Origin of the sequence: Yersinia massiliensis CCUG 53443 (assembly GCF_000312485.1) — a bacterium.
GTDB classification, from domain to species: Bacteria; Pseudomonadota; Gammaproteobacteria; order Enterobacterales; family Enterobacteriaceae; genus Yersinia; species Yersinia massiliensis.
Genome location: NZ_HE997643.1, coordinates 797,282 through 810,022 on the forward strand (window position 1 = coordinate 797,282; position 12,741 = coordinate 810,022).

A 12,741-nucleotide genomic window follows, 5' to 3' on the forward strand; every position below is an offset into this window, starting at 1 on the left:
TTAGAGGGCTACTTAAATGAAATGCACTATTTTCAAGTCGACATTATTAGCAGCGATAATGAGTCTTTCATCGGGAGGCGTTATGGCAGCAGATTACACATTAAATCCCTTCACGTTGGTTTATGACGGCGCAATTACTGAAAATGTGAAAGGCAAAGTGAATATTCATCCGGTCACTTATAAACTAAATGGTTTAGATATTTCAGCTAACGTCTATACCCCAGCGAATTATGATCCAGCCAAAAAATACCCAGCAGTCGTGGTGGCGCACCCTAATGGTGGCGTGAAAGAACAGGTTGCGGGTCTATATGCCCAGCGTTTAGCCGAAAAAGGGTATATCACCATCGCGGCGGATGCGGCATATCAAGGGGCGAGTGGGGGGCAGCCCCGTAATGTAGACAAACCTTCTTATCGCATTGAGGATATTCACGGCATGGCCGACTTTATCACCCAATACCCCGGTGTTGATCCTGACCGCCTAGGTCTATTGGGTATCTGTGGCGGTGGCGGTTATTCACTTAAAGCGGCGCAAACCGACAAGCGATTTAGCGCTATTGCCACGTTAAGTATGTTTGATTCTGGTTTAGTGAGACGTAACGGCTATCAGGACTCACAGATTTCTACCATTCAAGAGCGCTTAAAACAGGCTTCTGATGCACGAGCGCAAGAAGCGGCGGGCGGAGAAGTCATCTACATTGGCGATGCCAAACTGACCGATGAGCAAATTGCCAAATTACCATTTGATTTGTATCGCCAAGGTTTTGAGTACTACGGCAAAACGCATGCCCATCCTAATTCAACCTTCAGATATACCGCCAGTAGTTTGCTCGACTTAATGAGATTCGATGCGGCCAGTAATATGGACTTAATTGATAAGCCACTACTGATGATGGCCGGCAGTAAAGCTGATTCCCTCTATATGACCGAAAAAGCCTTTAAAAATGCAGCCAATGCGAAAGACAAAGAGTTATTCCTTATTGAGGGGGCAACTCACATTGAAACCTATTGGAAACCGGAATACGTCAATCAAGCTATGGGTAAGTTAGATCAGTTCTTCGGAAAAACGATTGGGTCCTAATACAAAGCATGACGGCCTAGGTTTTATCAACAGCTAGGTTTTATCAACAACTGGGCTCTATTAACAACTCAGTTTTATCAACAATATTGTGGTGTTAGGTGTAACGGCCTGATGCCACGAAGATGACAGTAGTATCAGATAAAAGGCGCCTTTTTCTGTTTTTGATAAAAGAAAATCGTGTAGACGAGGTATAACCATACAATCATAGTGGAATATTGTGTCAATTAATCAAGAACAATAAAAAGATGTCGAAACACTAATTGAAAACAGAGCTTGACCAGATTAATTAAAATGATATTTATCACAAATATTTTTATGTGAGATATTGCGGCTGGGATATTTTAATTAATATTATTATGTAGTTAGCGCTTACCTCCCTCCTATTAACAAGATTAATCTTGCCTTTCCCGAGACTTTGTAGAATAAATAATAAGAAAACTATCAACTATAATCTCAACCACAACATACTGATTCTGTGAATTTTATCCAGGCCGCACACGCGGGATCTCTCATTAATATAGACAAGAAACATCTGAAAATAATAAGCGTTACTTAATAATCGACTACTTTTCATAGTCACTTTTCGTTATTCGCTATAGTGTCTACACAAAGATGTATCAAAAATAATATTTGAGGAGATAAGAATGTCAGAATCCCCAATCAGTCAAACAGATAGCAAACATTCCAAACAACGTCGTGCCTTATTAAAAGGTGCAGTCGGCATGTCTGTACTGGGTATCGCCAGCGGGTTAACTTTAGCCGTGCCTGGGATATCTTATGCGGCAGCATTAACGCGTGAGGAACGCGATAAACTCACGCCGGATCAAATTATTGCCGGAATGAAGGAAGGTAACGTTCGTTTTAGAAGTGGCAAGATGCAACAACATGACTATTTGGCGCAAAAACGTGCCAGTGCTGAAGGTCAATTTCCGGCTGCAGTCATTTTAAGTTGTATTGATTCACGTGCACCGGCTGAAATTATTTTTGATACTGGGATTGGTGAAACATTTAATGCCCGCGTTGCCGGTAATGTTTCCAATAATGATTTACTCGGTAGCATGGAGTTCGCCTGTGCCGCGGCGGGAGCAAAAGTTGTACTGGTGATGGGGCATACTGCGTGTGGCGCAGTACGTGGGGCTATCGATGGTGTAGAGCTTGGTCATTTGACTGGGCTGTTGAACCAAATTAAACCTGCCATTGCTAAGACTGAATTTAGCGGTGAAAGAACCGGCAAAAACGCTGAGTTTGTTGATGCTGTCGCTAAAAGCAATGTGCTGCATACCATCAATGAAATACGCAAACAAAGTGAGATCCTTAGCGGATTAGAGAAAGAAGGGAAAATTAAAATCGTTGGCGCTATGTACAACCTCAATGGCGGTGCGGTTGAGTTTGTGAGCTAATTGCTTGTGAGATGATTGTTTGTGAAATAATTGCTTGTGAAGTAATTGTTTGTCAGCGTCGAGTGTAATAACTCGACGCTTATTATTAATGAGTCACGTTTAAACGCGATAATGTTTATTGATAAAGCTATGCCATGAATATGTTTCCTATCCCTAGGATTTCAGGAGCCTCACGATGATTCCTCCTATATCAACTTGTTAAACCTATCCAAAAACTCAAATAACAGATCATTATTTTAAATAGGTGAGGCTTAGATATGTTTCAATTTGATGCCAATGGCACGCTCGTTATCGCTTCGCTGGTGTTATTGCTTGGACGGCAATGCGTCAAGCACATTTCTATCTTGCAAAAATACGCCATTCCCGAACCCATTGCGGGGGGATTATTACTCGCATTACTCTTTTTGTTTATTCATCAGACCACAGGTTGGGAAGCCAACTTTGATACCTCGCTGCGTGACCCATTAATGCTAACGTTTTTTGCCTCCATTGGGCTGAATGCAAATTTGGCCAGTTTACGGGCGGGCGGTAAGGTTTTGGTTCGATTTTTTGTCGTCGTGATAGGGCTATTGTTGCTGCAAAACATGGTGGGTATCGGTATGGCGACCTTGCTAGGACTGGATCCGCTGATGGGGCTGCTGGTCGGCACCATCACCCTCTCGGGTGGGCATGGAACCGGTGCGGCGTGGAGTGCTGTTTTTGCCGATGATTACGGTTTAAGTAACGCAACCGAAGTTGCTATGGCCTGCGCAACATTCGGTTTAGTCTTGGGCGGATTGATTGCTGGCCCAGTCGCACTTTATCTTATCAAGCACTCTGCTACGCCAGAGGGGAGGGCGGAAGATAGCTTGCAACCGACGACGTTCGAAAAACCTCAGTCTGGGCGAGTGATTACTGCATTGGTCTTGGTCGAAACTATCGCCATGATTACCATTTGTTTGATGGCGGGGCGCTATATTGCAGGATTATTGGCAGAGACTATTTTCGCATTGCCGGTATTCGTATATGTGCTCTTTATTGGGGTTATCCTCAGTAACTTACTTCTTTATACTGGATTTTATCAGGTATTTGATCGCGCGGTTTCGGTGGTGGGTAACGTCAGCCTTTCACTTTTCCTTGCCATTGCACTGATGAGTCTAAAATTATGGGAGTTGGCTTCTTTGGCATTGCCCATGTTGGCGATTTTAATTGTGCAGACGCTGACGATGGCGCTGTATGCCATATTCGTGACTTATCGGGTGATGGGTAAAAATTACGATGCGGCAGTGCTTTCTGCAGGGCATTGTGGGTTAGGTTTAGGGGCGACACCAACCGCTATTGCTAATATGCAGGCGATTACCGAGCGTTTCGGCCCTTCACATGTGGCGTTTCTGATTGTCCCGATGGTTGGTGCATTCTTCTTGGATATAGCCAACGCGATTGTCATCAAACTTTCGTTATTATTGCCGATGTTTACACCATTGGGGTAAAGCGAAATACTCAATAGCAAACTGCAAAAATATTTTAGGCGCTAATAGGTGGCGCAATAACAATAAGAAGGTCATGTGATGACCTTCTTATTCCTCCTTATAAGCGTCCCAATTCTTAAACCGGGAATTAACCACTGGGGCTTTTCTGTATCCATCACATACATCATCGGTAATAGTAAAAAGGAATTTTACCTTTCACGGAGATGAAGATGAAAATACAGGCATGGACAGAAAAACTGCACGCTGGTCGCATAGATAATACATGCATTCGATACCGGACATTGCTGTGTCGCAGGCTGACTGAGCAGGATATTACCGGAGAGACGGTATGAAAAGAATTCAGCTGTCTGACGGCGTGAAGCCCCTTTATTTGATGATTCCTCTGCTGTTATCGGCATGCCACACCCCTCCATTCCAATCGCAAGTGCACAACACGATGTCTGTATCAGCAGAAAACATTGACCCGACCAAATCGCTTTTCCCGCTGGATAATTATTCGCAGTCTGTCGATAAATGGCTCCCTCCTGGCCCTGAAATGCATGTTCCAGTCATCGATGCCGCCACGCAGCAACGGCATTTTTCTGCCCTACAATCCCACTATTTTGGTATGGGGCAAGATGAACAATCGCCTTGGAACCCTCATCACATCAGTTCAATTCTGAGTCATGAAGCTGAAAGTACCCGAGATGCCAACCTTAATAAGTACCTCAGTAAAAGCAGTGTTTCTTGGGGAGAAAACTTTAGGGTCCATTCTGATGACTGGAAACAGGCGATAAGAGATAACGCGAATACCAACATTGACTCGGTTTATCGCCCCTATGCTCGAGGTATTACCGTCAAGGAGGCACTGGTCAGGATTCTCCCGACTGTCGATCCGGCTTATGACGATCCTCTCAAAGCAGGGCAGGGATACCCATTTGACAATTTACAGGACTCGTCCATCCGTCCCGGTGCCCCCGTGTACGTCCTTGCCGATAGCCGCGACGGGAGTTGGAAATACGTCATATCCCCATCGGTCACTGGATGGGTTCACAGCGAAGATATCGCAGGGGTGGATCAGCAATTTGTCACCGAATGGCTGACGCTGGCGAGAGAAAACTTGGGCGCGTTCATTAAAGAGCCGGTTTCCGTCCATGAAAACGGGAAGTATTATTTCACGGCTCGTCCCGGCACCATATTGCCATTTCGGCATAAACAGTCGGACCTTTTTCTGACCGCAATACCAGTAAGTGACGTTGACGGCCGCGCAAAAATTCGGTGGGTCAACCTGAAAGAAAGTGAGTTCATTGCAATGCCTTGGAATATGACGCCCAGTAATATTGCAACGTTGATGAAGTCGATGAAAGGCAGACCCTATGGTTGGGGAAATTATAATTTCTATAACGACTGTTCTGCCGAAATACGCAGCTTACTGATGCCTTTCGGTATATTTCTTCCCAGAAACTCGGCTAACCAGATAAAGGCTGCAACCCGTGTTGTTGACCTCAGTAACGAAGATACCAGCGCAAGGATCCGTTATCTCACGGAGCACGGTAAGCCATTCACCACGCTGGTCTATATTCCGGGGCATATCATGTTGTATATCGGTAACACGGTGATTAACGGGCAGAATGTACCGATGACCTATCAGAATATATGGGGGTTGCGACCAGCAGGATCCAATAGCCGGAGTATTATTGGCGGTTCTGTATTCTTCCCGCTATTAACCTCCTATCCAGAGAACCCTGAATTGATGTCACTGGCAGGTAAGGCACAGTTTAAACTGGGATTTATTGGATAGCGGATACGTTAAACTGTTCTGCGTGATTATTTTCTCGATGAGAATCACAGTCGCTCATTACCAACAATAATTAACGCCAGCAATGTTGTCTGGCGTCTTTCGAGTGTCTTCAGTTGTATTGAAAGTGGCCGCTGCGTCCGGTGTTATCTGGTTGCAGCGGTAGGGAAATGGAGGTATTTAGGGTCTAAATACAGTCATCTCAACCTTGGCAGGAGAAACTGTTTATGGTTAAGGCTGATAATCTTCGAACTCCCAGGCAAAAACGCGCGAAAGTTTTTGTGCTATTTCCATCCAGTTATTACCTTCACACTGGTCAATATAATCTGTAATCGTTTTGGTGATCTCATCAAGATCATACTTGCGAACCAGTAAAGTATGGCGCATCAACTCAGGCACCCACTGATGTTTACAGAGCCACTCAGGTGTGCAAATAAACACATCAAAGTTATCTCCTCTTACTGAATCAGCAGAACCGATAGTTAATGTTAATGTTAATGCTGTTTCATCATTATCGGGCGTATAAGAGTGAAGATCATGGTGAACACAATCAATACTTTTTAATCTTGCTTTCATTTTTAATCCGAAATATTTAGATGCCCATTTCCCACTTTGACAGCTTTTCCTGATGAAGTGATTTCATAGGTTTCAAAGTTTGCTTGTGTCCCCGTTGTCGCAAAAGATGAGTCTTTAGCTGATGGCGGCCGATAACCACGAGTGCCATCAGCACTGATCCATCCACCATCGCTTGTTTGTTTTGCTCCATCACCCAGCCAAATCATTCCGAGTCTATCAGCTTCTGCTCGTGATCCTGCCCCATGCCAAAATCAACTTTCCCTGAGCCATCACCCTTAAGTGCAATCTCCAATCTAGGATCTTGCTTCGCAATATTATTGAGGTTCTGTTGCCTTAAATCATCTTTCAACTTCGAGTAGTTGGCTGAGTTCTGTGCCGATATCTCACCGCTGGCCTTGTTAATCAGCTTAGATGCTTCTGTAACATCACCTTTCTTCAGCGCCGCTTCCGCTGCTTTAATCGCTTTGCCCGCTGCATCGCCAACACCTGGTATTATACCTATCGCGACAACAAGGTAATGCTGGGCGTTTGAATATTGACCTGCGGCGTGCCGTTGGCACTGCTGATGATAGTCGGCTGCTGACCGGCGGGCGCACCGGCATCGGCCACAATATTGCCCGGCTGGGGCAGGAATAATGGCTAAAATAATATTTCGGCGCATTATGCCCACATGAAAGTTATTTTCAATGTGTTTTCATAATATAAGAAAATATAAGAAATAACTCACATATTCCGTAGGATATGTCATACGTAAGATAAGATTTTTGTAAGAAACATCCGATTTAAAGACATCTAATTAGTTTTTTATTTGAAGATTAAAGCGAGGCTATTACTTCAAATAAAAAATTATTGAGTATTAGTAATCGATGGTTGGTGGGTTTCTCATATTTCATGAGGTTTGTACTGCTTTGTATATTTCTCTATTTTTTCGGTATTGCAGATAAATATAAGCGACTTTGTTGATAAGTGACCAATCCTAACTTTTATCCATTTACGGCAAGTCTTTTAGGGCCGAATAGCTATTACTATCCGGCTATGAAAAAAGAATTAAAGGCCAAATACAGCCTCAATTTCTATGTAGAGATCAGGCGAAAAAAGGCGGCTGACTTCTACAAGTGAACTAGCAGGCAAGTGATCACCGTAATTTTGGTAGAGCACTTTGCGTAACTCGTTGATTTCCTCAAATGAGGTAATGAATATGGTCACTTTAATAAGTGCTGAAAAATCAGTATTTTCTACACTGACGATTTTCCTGATTTGACTGAATATTTCTTCAGCCTGCTCGGTGATACCACCATGTTGAGCGGCAGTGCCAAATGCAGTCAATCCGGAAATGTAGAGCGTGTTGCCATGCTTTACTGAATGGACGTAAGGAGCCTTTACTTCACCTAGCTCAGGATAATTTTTTCGAATCACACTACTCATGTTTATAGCCTTTTTGATAGGGAATAAGTGACAACCATATCACTCTCTCGCTTATGCTCAACGTGGGTTGGCATACCAAGAAGTACGCATCGCGTTCCCGGCATCTTTTATCGGAAATGCCGGGAAAACTTGATGTTACCTAGCGATGAGTGCGAACACGCCCCAACCTAGGTATTCCCGCGTGTACATCACGTGACGTTTCGGTGATACCGTTAACAAAGCTCTGACTTCTTCTGCGAAGTCATCGTCAGGATTAGCTTCCAGCCAGCGGCGCATTGTCAGCCATCTCGCGGCCTCATACCTGTCCCAGCCTTCCTGATCTGCCAGCACCATTTCCACCACATCGTAGCCGAGTTCATCGAAAACACTGACAAGTTCAGGGAGCGTCAGAAAATCGGCCAGTGCATTGGCCCCACATGCTTTGGCTATCTCTTCCGTTGCGGGTAATTGACGCCAGTAGGGTTCGCCGATAAGCATGATCCCACCCGGCTTAAGGCTCTTAGCCAGCAGCTCGACAGTTCCGATAAAACCCCCTGCAATCCATGTTGCACCGACGCAGGCGGCCACATCGCATTTTTGTTCTGCAACATATCCAGCGGCGTCGTTATGAATGAAATGTACCTGATCGCTAACGCCAAGCTCTTCAGCGCGCAGTTTGGCCTGCTCGCTGAACAGTGGGCTCATATCGATACCGACACCGGTGATGGCGTGATCTCGCGCCCAAGTACAGAGCATCTCGCCCGAGCCGCTGCCGAGATCAAGAATACGGGTATCCGGCTTCATGCGTAGCACACGACCCAGTGTGGCGTACTTTTCTGCCGTGAAGGGGTTATGGATGCGGTGTTCGCTTTCAGTGATGTTAAAAATACGTGGAATATCCAATGCTGAATTCCTTTGAATGTGTTGAGTATTAAGGGGAAGTTCCTCTGCGGTTTTTGCTTTCTCCGCCAGCAGAACAAACAGCTTTCCCTCAAATGTCTCGCTGACCGGCCAGAGGTGACGTTCCGGGGAGGGCAGTACGGTAAAACCGACATTACCGAGCAGGCTCGCGTATTCTCCATCGCGCCAAGCCGTCATCTGGTTGCCGAAACGGGTGGTGTCTCCGTTTGCCTCGATTGCCCAGAACTGCGTTGAGCTGATCTGGGTTTCTTCATCCCAGCCGTGTTCCGTCAGCAGCAGGTGAGGGACACCAAGAAACAGCCCGTCTGGGCAGCGTTGCCAGCTTGCTTCGGCCATTCCCTGACGCTTAACTTCTTCGAAGGTATGTACTTCAGTGAGCAGCTTGCCGCCCGGTACCAGCCACTGCGCGCAGAGGCTGATGAGTGAGTGCGCGTCCATTGTGCTGAACACATTCAGTTCCCCAAATGTCATCATGATGAAATCGAACGGCTTACTTGGGCAATAGGTACGGATATCCTGCTGAATATAGTCGATATTCAAACCCGCATTCTGCGCCTGCTGGCGGGCCCAACTCACCGATGCTGGTGAGAAATCCACGCCCGTGCAATGAAATCCTCTTTCCGCTAACCGGTGAGTATAAAAACCAGGACCGCAGCCGAGATCGAGGATATGTGCGCCAGCGGGTAACAGGCTGGCGATCCACGCCACCTGCTGCTCAATGACGTCCTGCCTACGGCTGGCCCAGTCGTGATCCTGCGACAAATGGTTCTCCAGCATGCGCTGGCTAAAAGCCGGTTCGTCCCAAGGGATTTTGCTTTCTTCTGCTGACAGTTGTATGTGCCGAGATGTTGAAATAATGGTGCTGATATCCATCATGCATTCCTTAGCGATTATCGAGCTGAGCGCGAACGTTATTCAGCCCAGTGGTGTTGATACGATAGGGTTGACCGTTGACTGACTTGATCAGTTTTTTGGTTTTGAGTTTTTTGAAGATGGCGAGCGTGCAGTCGGTGAGCAGCAGCCCTTCGCGGCTGTAACATTCAACGGCGGTAACGCGGCCTGACGAATCGCGGACGTGCGCAATACGGCCACCTTTAGCGAGAACGTGTAAGGTACGTTGTTCCTGACGGGATAAATTCATACTGGAAAACCTGTTTAATCATCATGTGCAAAACGTGCAAACACACAGCGGTGTCCGCATTCGATTTCGGCGCATTGATAATCAGTCCGTCCTGAAAAGGTCGATAAGCTGATTATCGGATGATTACATTCTCCAGCATCAAAGCCTCGGGTTGAGTTGAAAGGTATTTACGGAGCGAATGATAACACATACTTTTGATAGGGATATATACGAGGTGGGAAAGTGTGATCGGGTTCGGAAAAACGCTATAAAATGAAAAATCCACGCAAGCGCGTGGATCTTATAGTGTTTGCCAGCTTTCATGAGGCTTACTGAAATCTCACGAAACAACAGAAGCGAATCAGACGTTAAATAGGAAGTTCATCACGTCGCCATCTTTTACGATGTATTCTTTGCCTTCTGAACGCATTTTTCCGGCTTCTTTTGCACCTTGCTCACCTTTGTAGGTAATGAAGTCATCAAAAGCGATAGTCTGGGCGCGGATAAAGCCTTTTTCGAAGTCAGTATGAATTTTACCGGCGGCTTGTGGGGCGGTTGCGCCAACTGGAATGGTCCAAGCTCTGACTTCTTTAACACCGGCAGTGAAATACGTTTGCAGGTTCAGCAATTCATAACCCGCGCGGATAACACGGTTCAGACCCGGTTCTTCAATGCCCAGCTCGGCCATAAATTCAGCGCGGTCGGCATCTTCCAACTCAGCGATATCAGATTCAACGGCAGCGCAAACAGCAACGACCACAGAACCTTCTGCCGCGGCAATAGCGCGGACTTGATCCAAATACGGGTTATTTTCGAAGCCATCTTCATTGACGTTAGCAATGTACATGGTCGGTTTCAGCGTCAGGAAGCTCAGATAACGGATCGCAGCTTTATCTTCATCGGTCAGGTTCAGCGAACGCAACATACCTGCGTTTTCTAAATGTGGCAGACATTTTTCCAGTGCTTCCAGTTCAGCTTTCGCGTCTTTATCGCCGCCTTTGGCTTTCTTCTGCACACGGTGTATGGCGCGTTCACAGGTTTCCAGATCAGAAAGTGCCAGTTCAGTATTGATGGTATCAATATCATCAGCCGGATCGACTTTCCCTGCGACGTGGATAATATTGTCGTTTTCAAAACAACGCACGACATGACCAATCGCTTCTGTCTCACGGATATTGGTCAGGAATTGGTTACCTAGACCTTCGCCTTTAGACGCGCCTTTCACCAAGCCTGCGATATCAACGAATTCCATGGTTGTTGGCAAAATGCGTTGTGGTTTAACAATCTCTGCCAGTTGGTCCAGACGCGGGTCCGGCATTGGCACCACACCCGTATTGGGCTCAATGGTACAGAACGGGAAGTTAGCTGCTTCGATGCCCGCTTGTGTCAACGCGTTGAACAGGGTGGATTTACCTACGTTAGGCAGGCCCACAATACCGCATTTGAATCCCATGTTTTATATCACCTTAAATAACTTAAAAATCAATCCGTTAGGGTTAACAAATTGATGTAATCAAAATTTATGCCGCCATTATACACATATTGATGATTTATCTCGATCATGCAGTTTCTCTACGTCGGGTAATTTCTTTGTCATGGACGGTAGGTAATTGATTTTGCAAACTCTGTGTGCGAGCTCACGCTTCTGCTATCTGAAGTTTTCCGGTCAATGTCCGATAACTAAATATGACATTCTTAATTTTTAGTCTGGATTATCCCAATGGAAATGAGCGTCTATAAATGGCTAATAGTAATTTTGCTGGGTGGGGTAGTCGGTATTGTGGGAATGCGTTTTATAACGGCAGATATTGAGCCAACGGGTCCTACCTTCGCGCAATTAGTTGATCAATATGGCATAGAAATAGAAAACCATTCAGGTAAAAGTGTCAGATATGTGGGCTACAAAAAAAAGACTCTTTATGAGGATTTCGATAGCGTTCAACTGACATTCACGGCCACAACAGACAAATTCGAGCGTAGCCATGAGTTGTCAGAGAATAAAACTAAAGCCTCGGCATGGGATACGCTTTTTTGTACTGACAAACTGAGCGATATTGCTGATGAATATGACGGTGAGAGTAACAATTTTCTTGGGCAGGTAAGGGTAATTGTTTCTGGTGTCGTATTGACCAACGAAGGGCAGCAGGGGATTAATGCGCTGTGCAACAAAAATGAATGAGAGTCAGCTATAAGGATAACTCCCCAGCAGATGCTATTCGCAGGGGAGTGTTATCTCAGGCGAGTGGGATAAGGTCTTATACCGTCGCCTTGAAAGAATGCAGGCGATTCATCGCTTTGGTAATGCCGTCTTGCATCAATACTTCGGTGCAACGGATAGATTCATCGATGGCATCATCGATCAGGGTTTGTTCGCTGGCAGGGGGCTTGCCCAGCACAAAACCGACAACTTTACTTTTATCACCCGGATGTCCAATACCAATACGCAGACGGTAGAAATTAGGATTATTGCCGAGTTTATTTTGGATGTCTTTCAACCCGTTATGACCGCCGTTGCCGCCGCCTAGCTTCAATTTTGCCACACCGGGAGGGATATCCAGCTCATCATGTGCGACTAAAATCTCTTCTGGTAAGATTCGGTAAAATCCTGCCATTGCGACCACAGCTTTACCGCTGAGATTCATAAATGTAGCGGGTACTAGCAAGCGAACATCCTGACCTGCCAGATTCAATCGTGCGGTATAGCCGAAGAATTTCGCTTCTTCTTTAAGTGATTGGTTGTGGCGTTCGGCCAATAAATCTACGTACCAAGCACCCGCATTATGGCGAGTTTGGGCATATTCAGCGCCTGGATTTGCCAGCCCAACGATTAATTTAATACTGCTCACGTCGTCATTCGCTATTACGAAAGGAATTTAGGTGCCACAGTTTACCTGTCATGGCCCGTAATGACAAAACCAAGGTTTAGGTTCTGTAAACGAGAACCCATAGGGATAGTTTGTTTTTTGGCGACAAGGATCGCGAGGGGTTATATTGAC

Annotated in this window: 12 protein-coding genes and 1 pseudogene; 5 read left to right on the forward strand and 8 right to left on the reverse strand. The window is 45.7% G+C overall.

Annotated elements, in window-relative coordinates:
* Nucleotides 1-58 precede the first annotated feature (58 nt).
* The 4 genes from BN68_RS03565 to BN68_RS03580 all read left to right on the forward strand — a co-directional run bounded on the left by BN68_RS03565 (nucleotide 59) and on the right by BN68_RS03580 (nucleotide 5,727).
* Entirely contained in the window at nucleotides 59-1,078 is a 1,020-nt protein-coding gene (locus BN68_RS03565; protein ID WP_391592560.1) for an alpha/beta hydrolase, read from the forward strand.
* Nucleotides 1,079-1,722: 644 nt separating this feature from the next.
* On the forward strand, nucleotides 1,723-2,478 hold the full coding sequence (locus BN68_RS03570; protein WP_019209779.1) for a carbonic anhydrase: 756 nt from the start codon (nucleotides 1,723-1,725) through the stop codon (nucleotides 2,476-2,478).
* A 257-nt stretch (nucleotides 2,479-2,735) separates the two neighbouring features.
* Nucleotides 2,736-3,947, forward strand: a complete 1,212-nt coding sequence (gltS, locus tag BN68_RS03575) for a sodium/glutamate symporter (protein ID WP_019209780.1) — start codon at nucleotides 2,736-2,738, stop codon at nucleotides 3,945-3,947.
* A gap of 328 nt (nucleotides 3,948-4,275) precedes the next feature.
* Entirely contained in the window at nucleotides 4,276-5,727 is a 1,452-nt protein-coding gene (locus BN68_RS03580; RefSeq protein ID WP_019209782.1) for an SH3 domain-containing C40 family peptidase, read from the forward strand.
* A gap of 228 nt (nucleotides 5,728-5,955) precedes the next feature.
* Here BN68_RS03580 and BN68_RS03585 read toward each other — a convergent pair whose 3' ends face one another.
* The 7 genes and pseudogenes from BN68_RS03585 to ychF all read right to left on the reverse strand — a co-directional run bounded on the left by BN68_RS03585 (nucleotide 5,956) and on the right by ychF (nucleotide 11,198).
* Nucleotides 5,956-6,300 carry an immunity 8 family protein gene (locus tag BN68_RS03585; RefSeq protein WP_019209783.1) on the reverse strand — a complete coding sequence of 115 codons (345 nt, stop codon included), beginning with the start codon at nucleotides 6,298-6,300 and terminating at the stop codon, nucleotides 5,956-5,958.
* 2 nt (nucleotides 6,301-6,302) lie between these two features.
* A complete protein-coding gene (locus tag BN68_RS24245) occupies nucleotides 6,303-6,506 on the reverse strand; it encodes a hypothetical protein (RefSeq protein WP_019209784.1) in 204 nt (67 codons plus the stop codon).
* A 295-nt stretch (nucleotides 6,507-6,801) separates the two neighbouring features.
* Nucleotides 6,802-6,912: pseudogene (locus BN68_RS24560) on the reverse strand (filamentous hemagglutinin N-terminal domain-containing protein); the annotation flags it as partial.
* A gap of 435 nt (nucleotides 6,913-7,347) precedes the next feature.
* On the reverse strand, nucleotides 7,348-7,725 hold the full coding sequence (locus BN68_RS03600; protein ID WP_019209786.1) for a RidA family protein: 378 nt from the start codon (nucleotides 7,723-7,725) through the stop codon (nucleotides 7,348-7,350).
* 135 nt (nucleotides 7,726-7,860) lie between these two features.
* Nucleotides 7,861-9,501 (reverse strand): class I SAM-dependent methyltransferase, encoded by a 1,641-nt coding sequence (locus tag BN68_RS03605; RefSeq protein WP_145579388.1) that lies wholly within the window; start codon nucleotides 9,499-9,501, stop codon nucleotides 7,861-7,863.
* A gap of 7 nt (nucleotides 9,502-9,508) precedes the next feature.
* A complete protein-coding gene (locus tag BN68_RS03610) occupies nucleotides 9,509-9,766 on the reverse strand; it encodes a YjhX family toxin (protein WP_019209788.1) in 258 nt (85 codons plus the stop codon).
* Between the two features lie 340 nt (nucleotides 9,767-10,106).
* Nucleotides 10,107-11,198 (reverse strand): redox-regulated ATPase YchF, encoded by a 1,092-nt coding sequence (gene ychF / locus BN68_RS03615; protein ID WP_019209789.1) that lies wholly within the window; start codon nucleotides 11,196-11,198, stop codon nucleotides 10,107-10,109.
* A gap of 267 nt (nucleotides 11,199-11,465) precedes the next feature.
* On the opposite strand from ychF, the gene BN68_RS03620 reads away from it, so the two are divergent.
* Nucleotides 11,466-11,924, forward strand: a complete 459-nt coding sequence (locus BN68_RS03620) for a hypothetical protein (protein WP_019209790.1) — start codon at nucleotides 11,466-11,468, stop codon at nucleotides 11,922-11,924.
* A 76-nt stretch (nucleotides 11,925-12,000) separates the two neighbouring features.
* On the opposite strand, the gene pth is transcribed toward BN68_RS03620, so the two are convergent.
* Nucleotides 12,001-12,591, reverse strand: coding sequence for an aminoacyl-tRNA hydrolase (gene pth, locus BN68_RS03625; protein WP_019209791.1), 591 nt, complete (start codon nucleotides 12,589-12,591; stop codon nucleotides 12,001-12,003).
* Nucleotides 12,592-12,741 lie beyond the last annotated feature (150 nt).

What these genes read in the sequence shown, in the direction of transcription:
- BN68_RS03565 (WP_391592560.1), top strand. Translation starts at nt 59, where the DNA reads ATGAGTCTTTCATCGGGAGGCGTTATGGCAGCAGATTACACATTAAAT.
- BN68_RS03570 (WP_019209779.1), top strand. Translation starts at nt 1,723, where the DNA reads ATGTCAGAATCCCCAATCAGTCAAACAGATAGCAAACATTCCAAACAA.
- gltS (WP_019209780.1), top strand. Translation starts at nt 2,736, where the DNA reads ATGTTTCAATTTGATGCCAATGGCACGCTCGTTATCGCTTCGCTGGTG.
- BN68_RS03580 (WP_019209782.1), top strand. Translation starts at nt 4,276, where the DNA reads ATGAAAAGAATTCAGCTGTCTGACGGCGTGAAGCCCCTTTATTTGATG.
- BN68_RS03585 (WP_019209783.1), bottom strand. Translation starts at nt 6,300, where the DNA reads ATGAAAGCAAGATTAAAAAGTATTGATTGTGTTCACCATGATCTTCAC.
- BN68_RS24245 (WP_019209784.1), bottom strand. Translation starts at nt 6,506, where the DNA reads ATGATTTGGCTGGGTGATGGAGCAAAACAAACAAGCGATGGTGGATGG.
- BN68_RS03600 (WP_019209786.1), bottom strand. Translation starts at nt 7,725, where the DNA reads ATGAGTAGTGTGATTCGAAAAAATTATCCTGAGCTAGGTGAAGTAAAG.
- BN68_RS03605 (WP_145579388.1), bottom strand. Translation starts at nt 9,501, where the DNA reads ATGATGGATATCAGCACCATTATTTCAACATCTCGGCACATACAACTG.
- BN68_RS03610 (WP_019209788.1), bottom strand. Translation starts at nt 9,766, where the DNA reads ATGAATTTATCCCGTCAGGAACAACGTACCTTACACGTTCTCGCTAAA.
- ychF (WP_019209789.1), bottom strand. Translation starts at nt 11,198, where the DNA reads ATGGGATTCAAATGCGGTATTGTGGGCCTGCCTAACGTAGGTAAATCC.
- BN68_RS03620 (WP_019209790.1), top strand. Translation starts at nt 11,466, where the DNA reads ATGGAAATGAGCGTCTATAAATGGCTAATAGTAATTTTGCTGGGTGGG.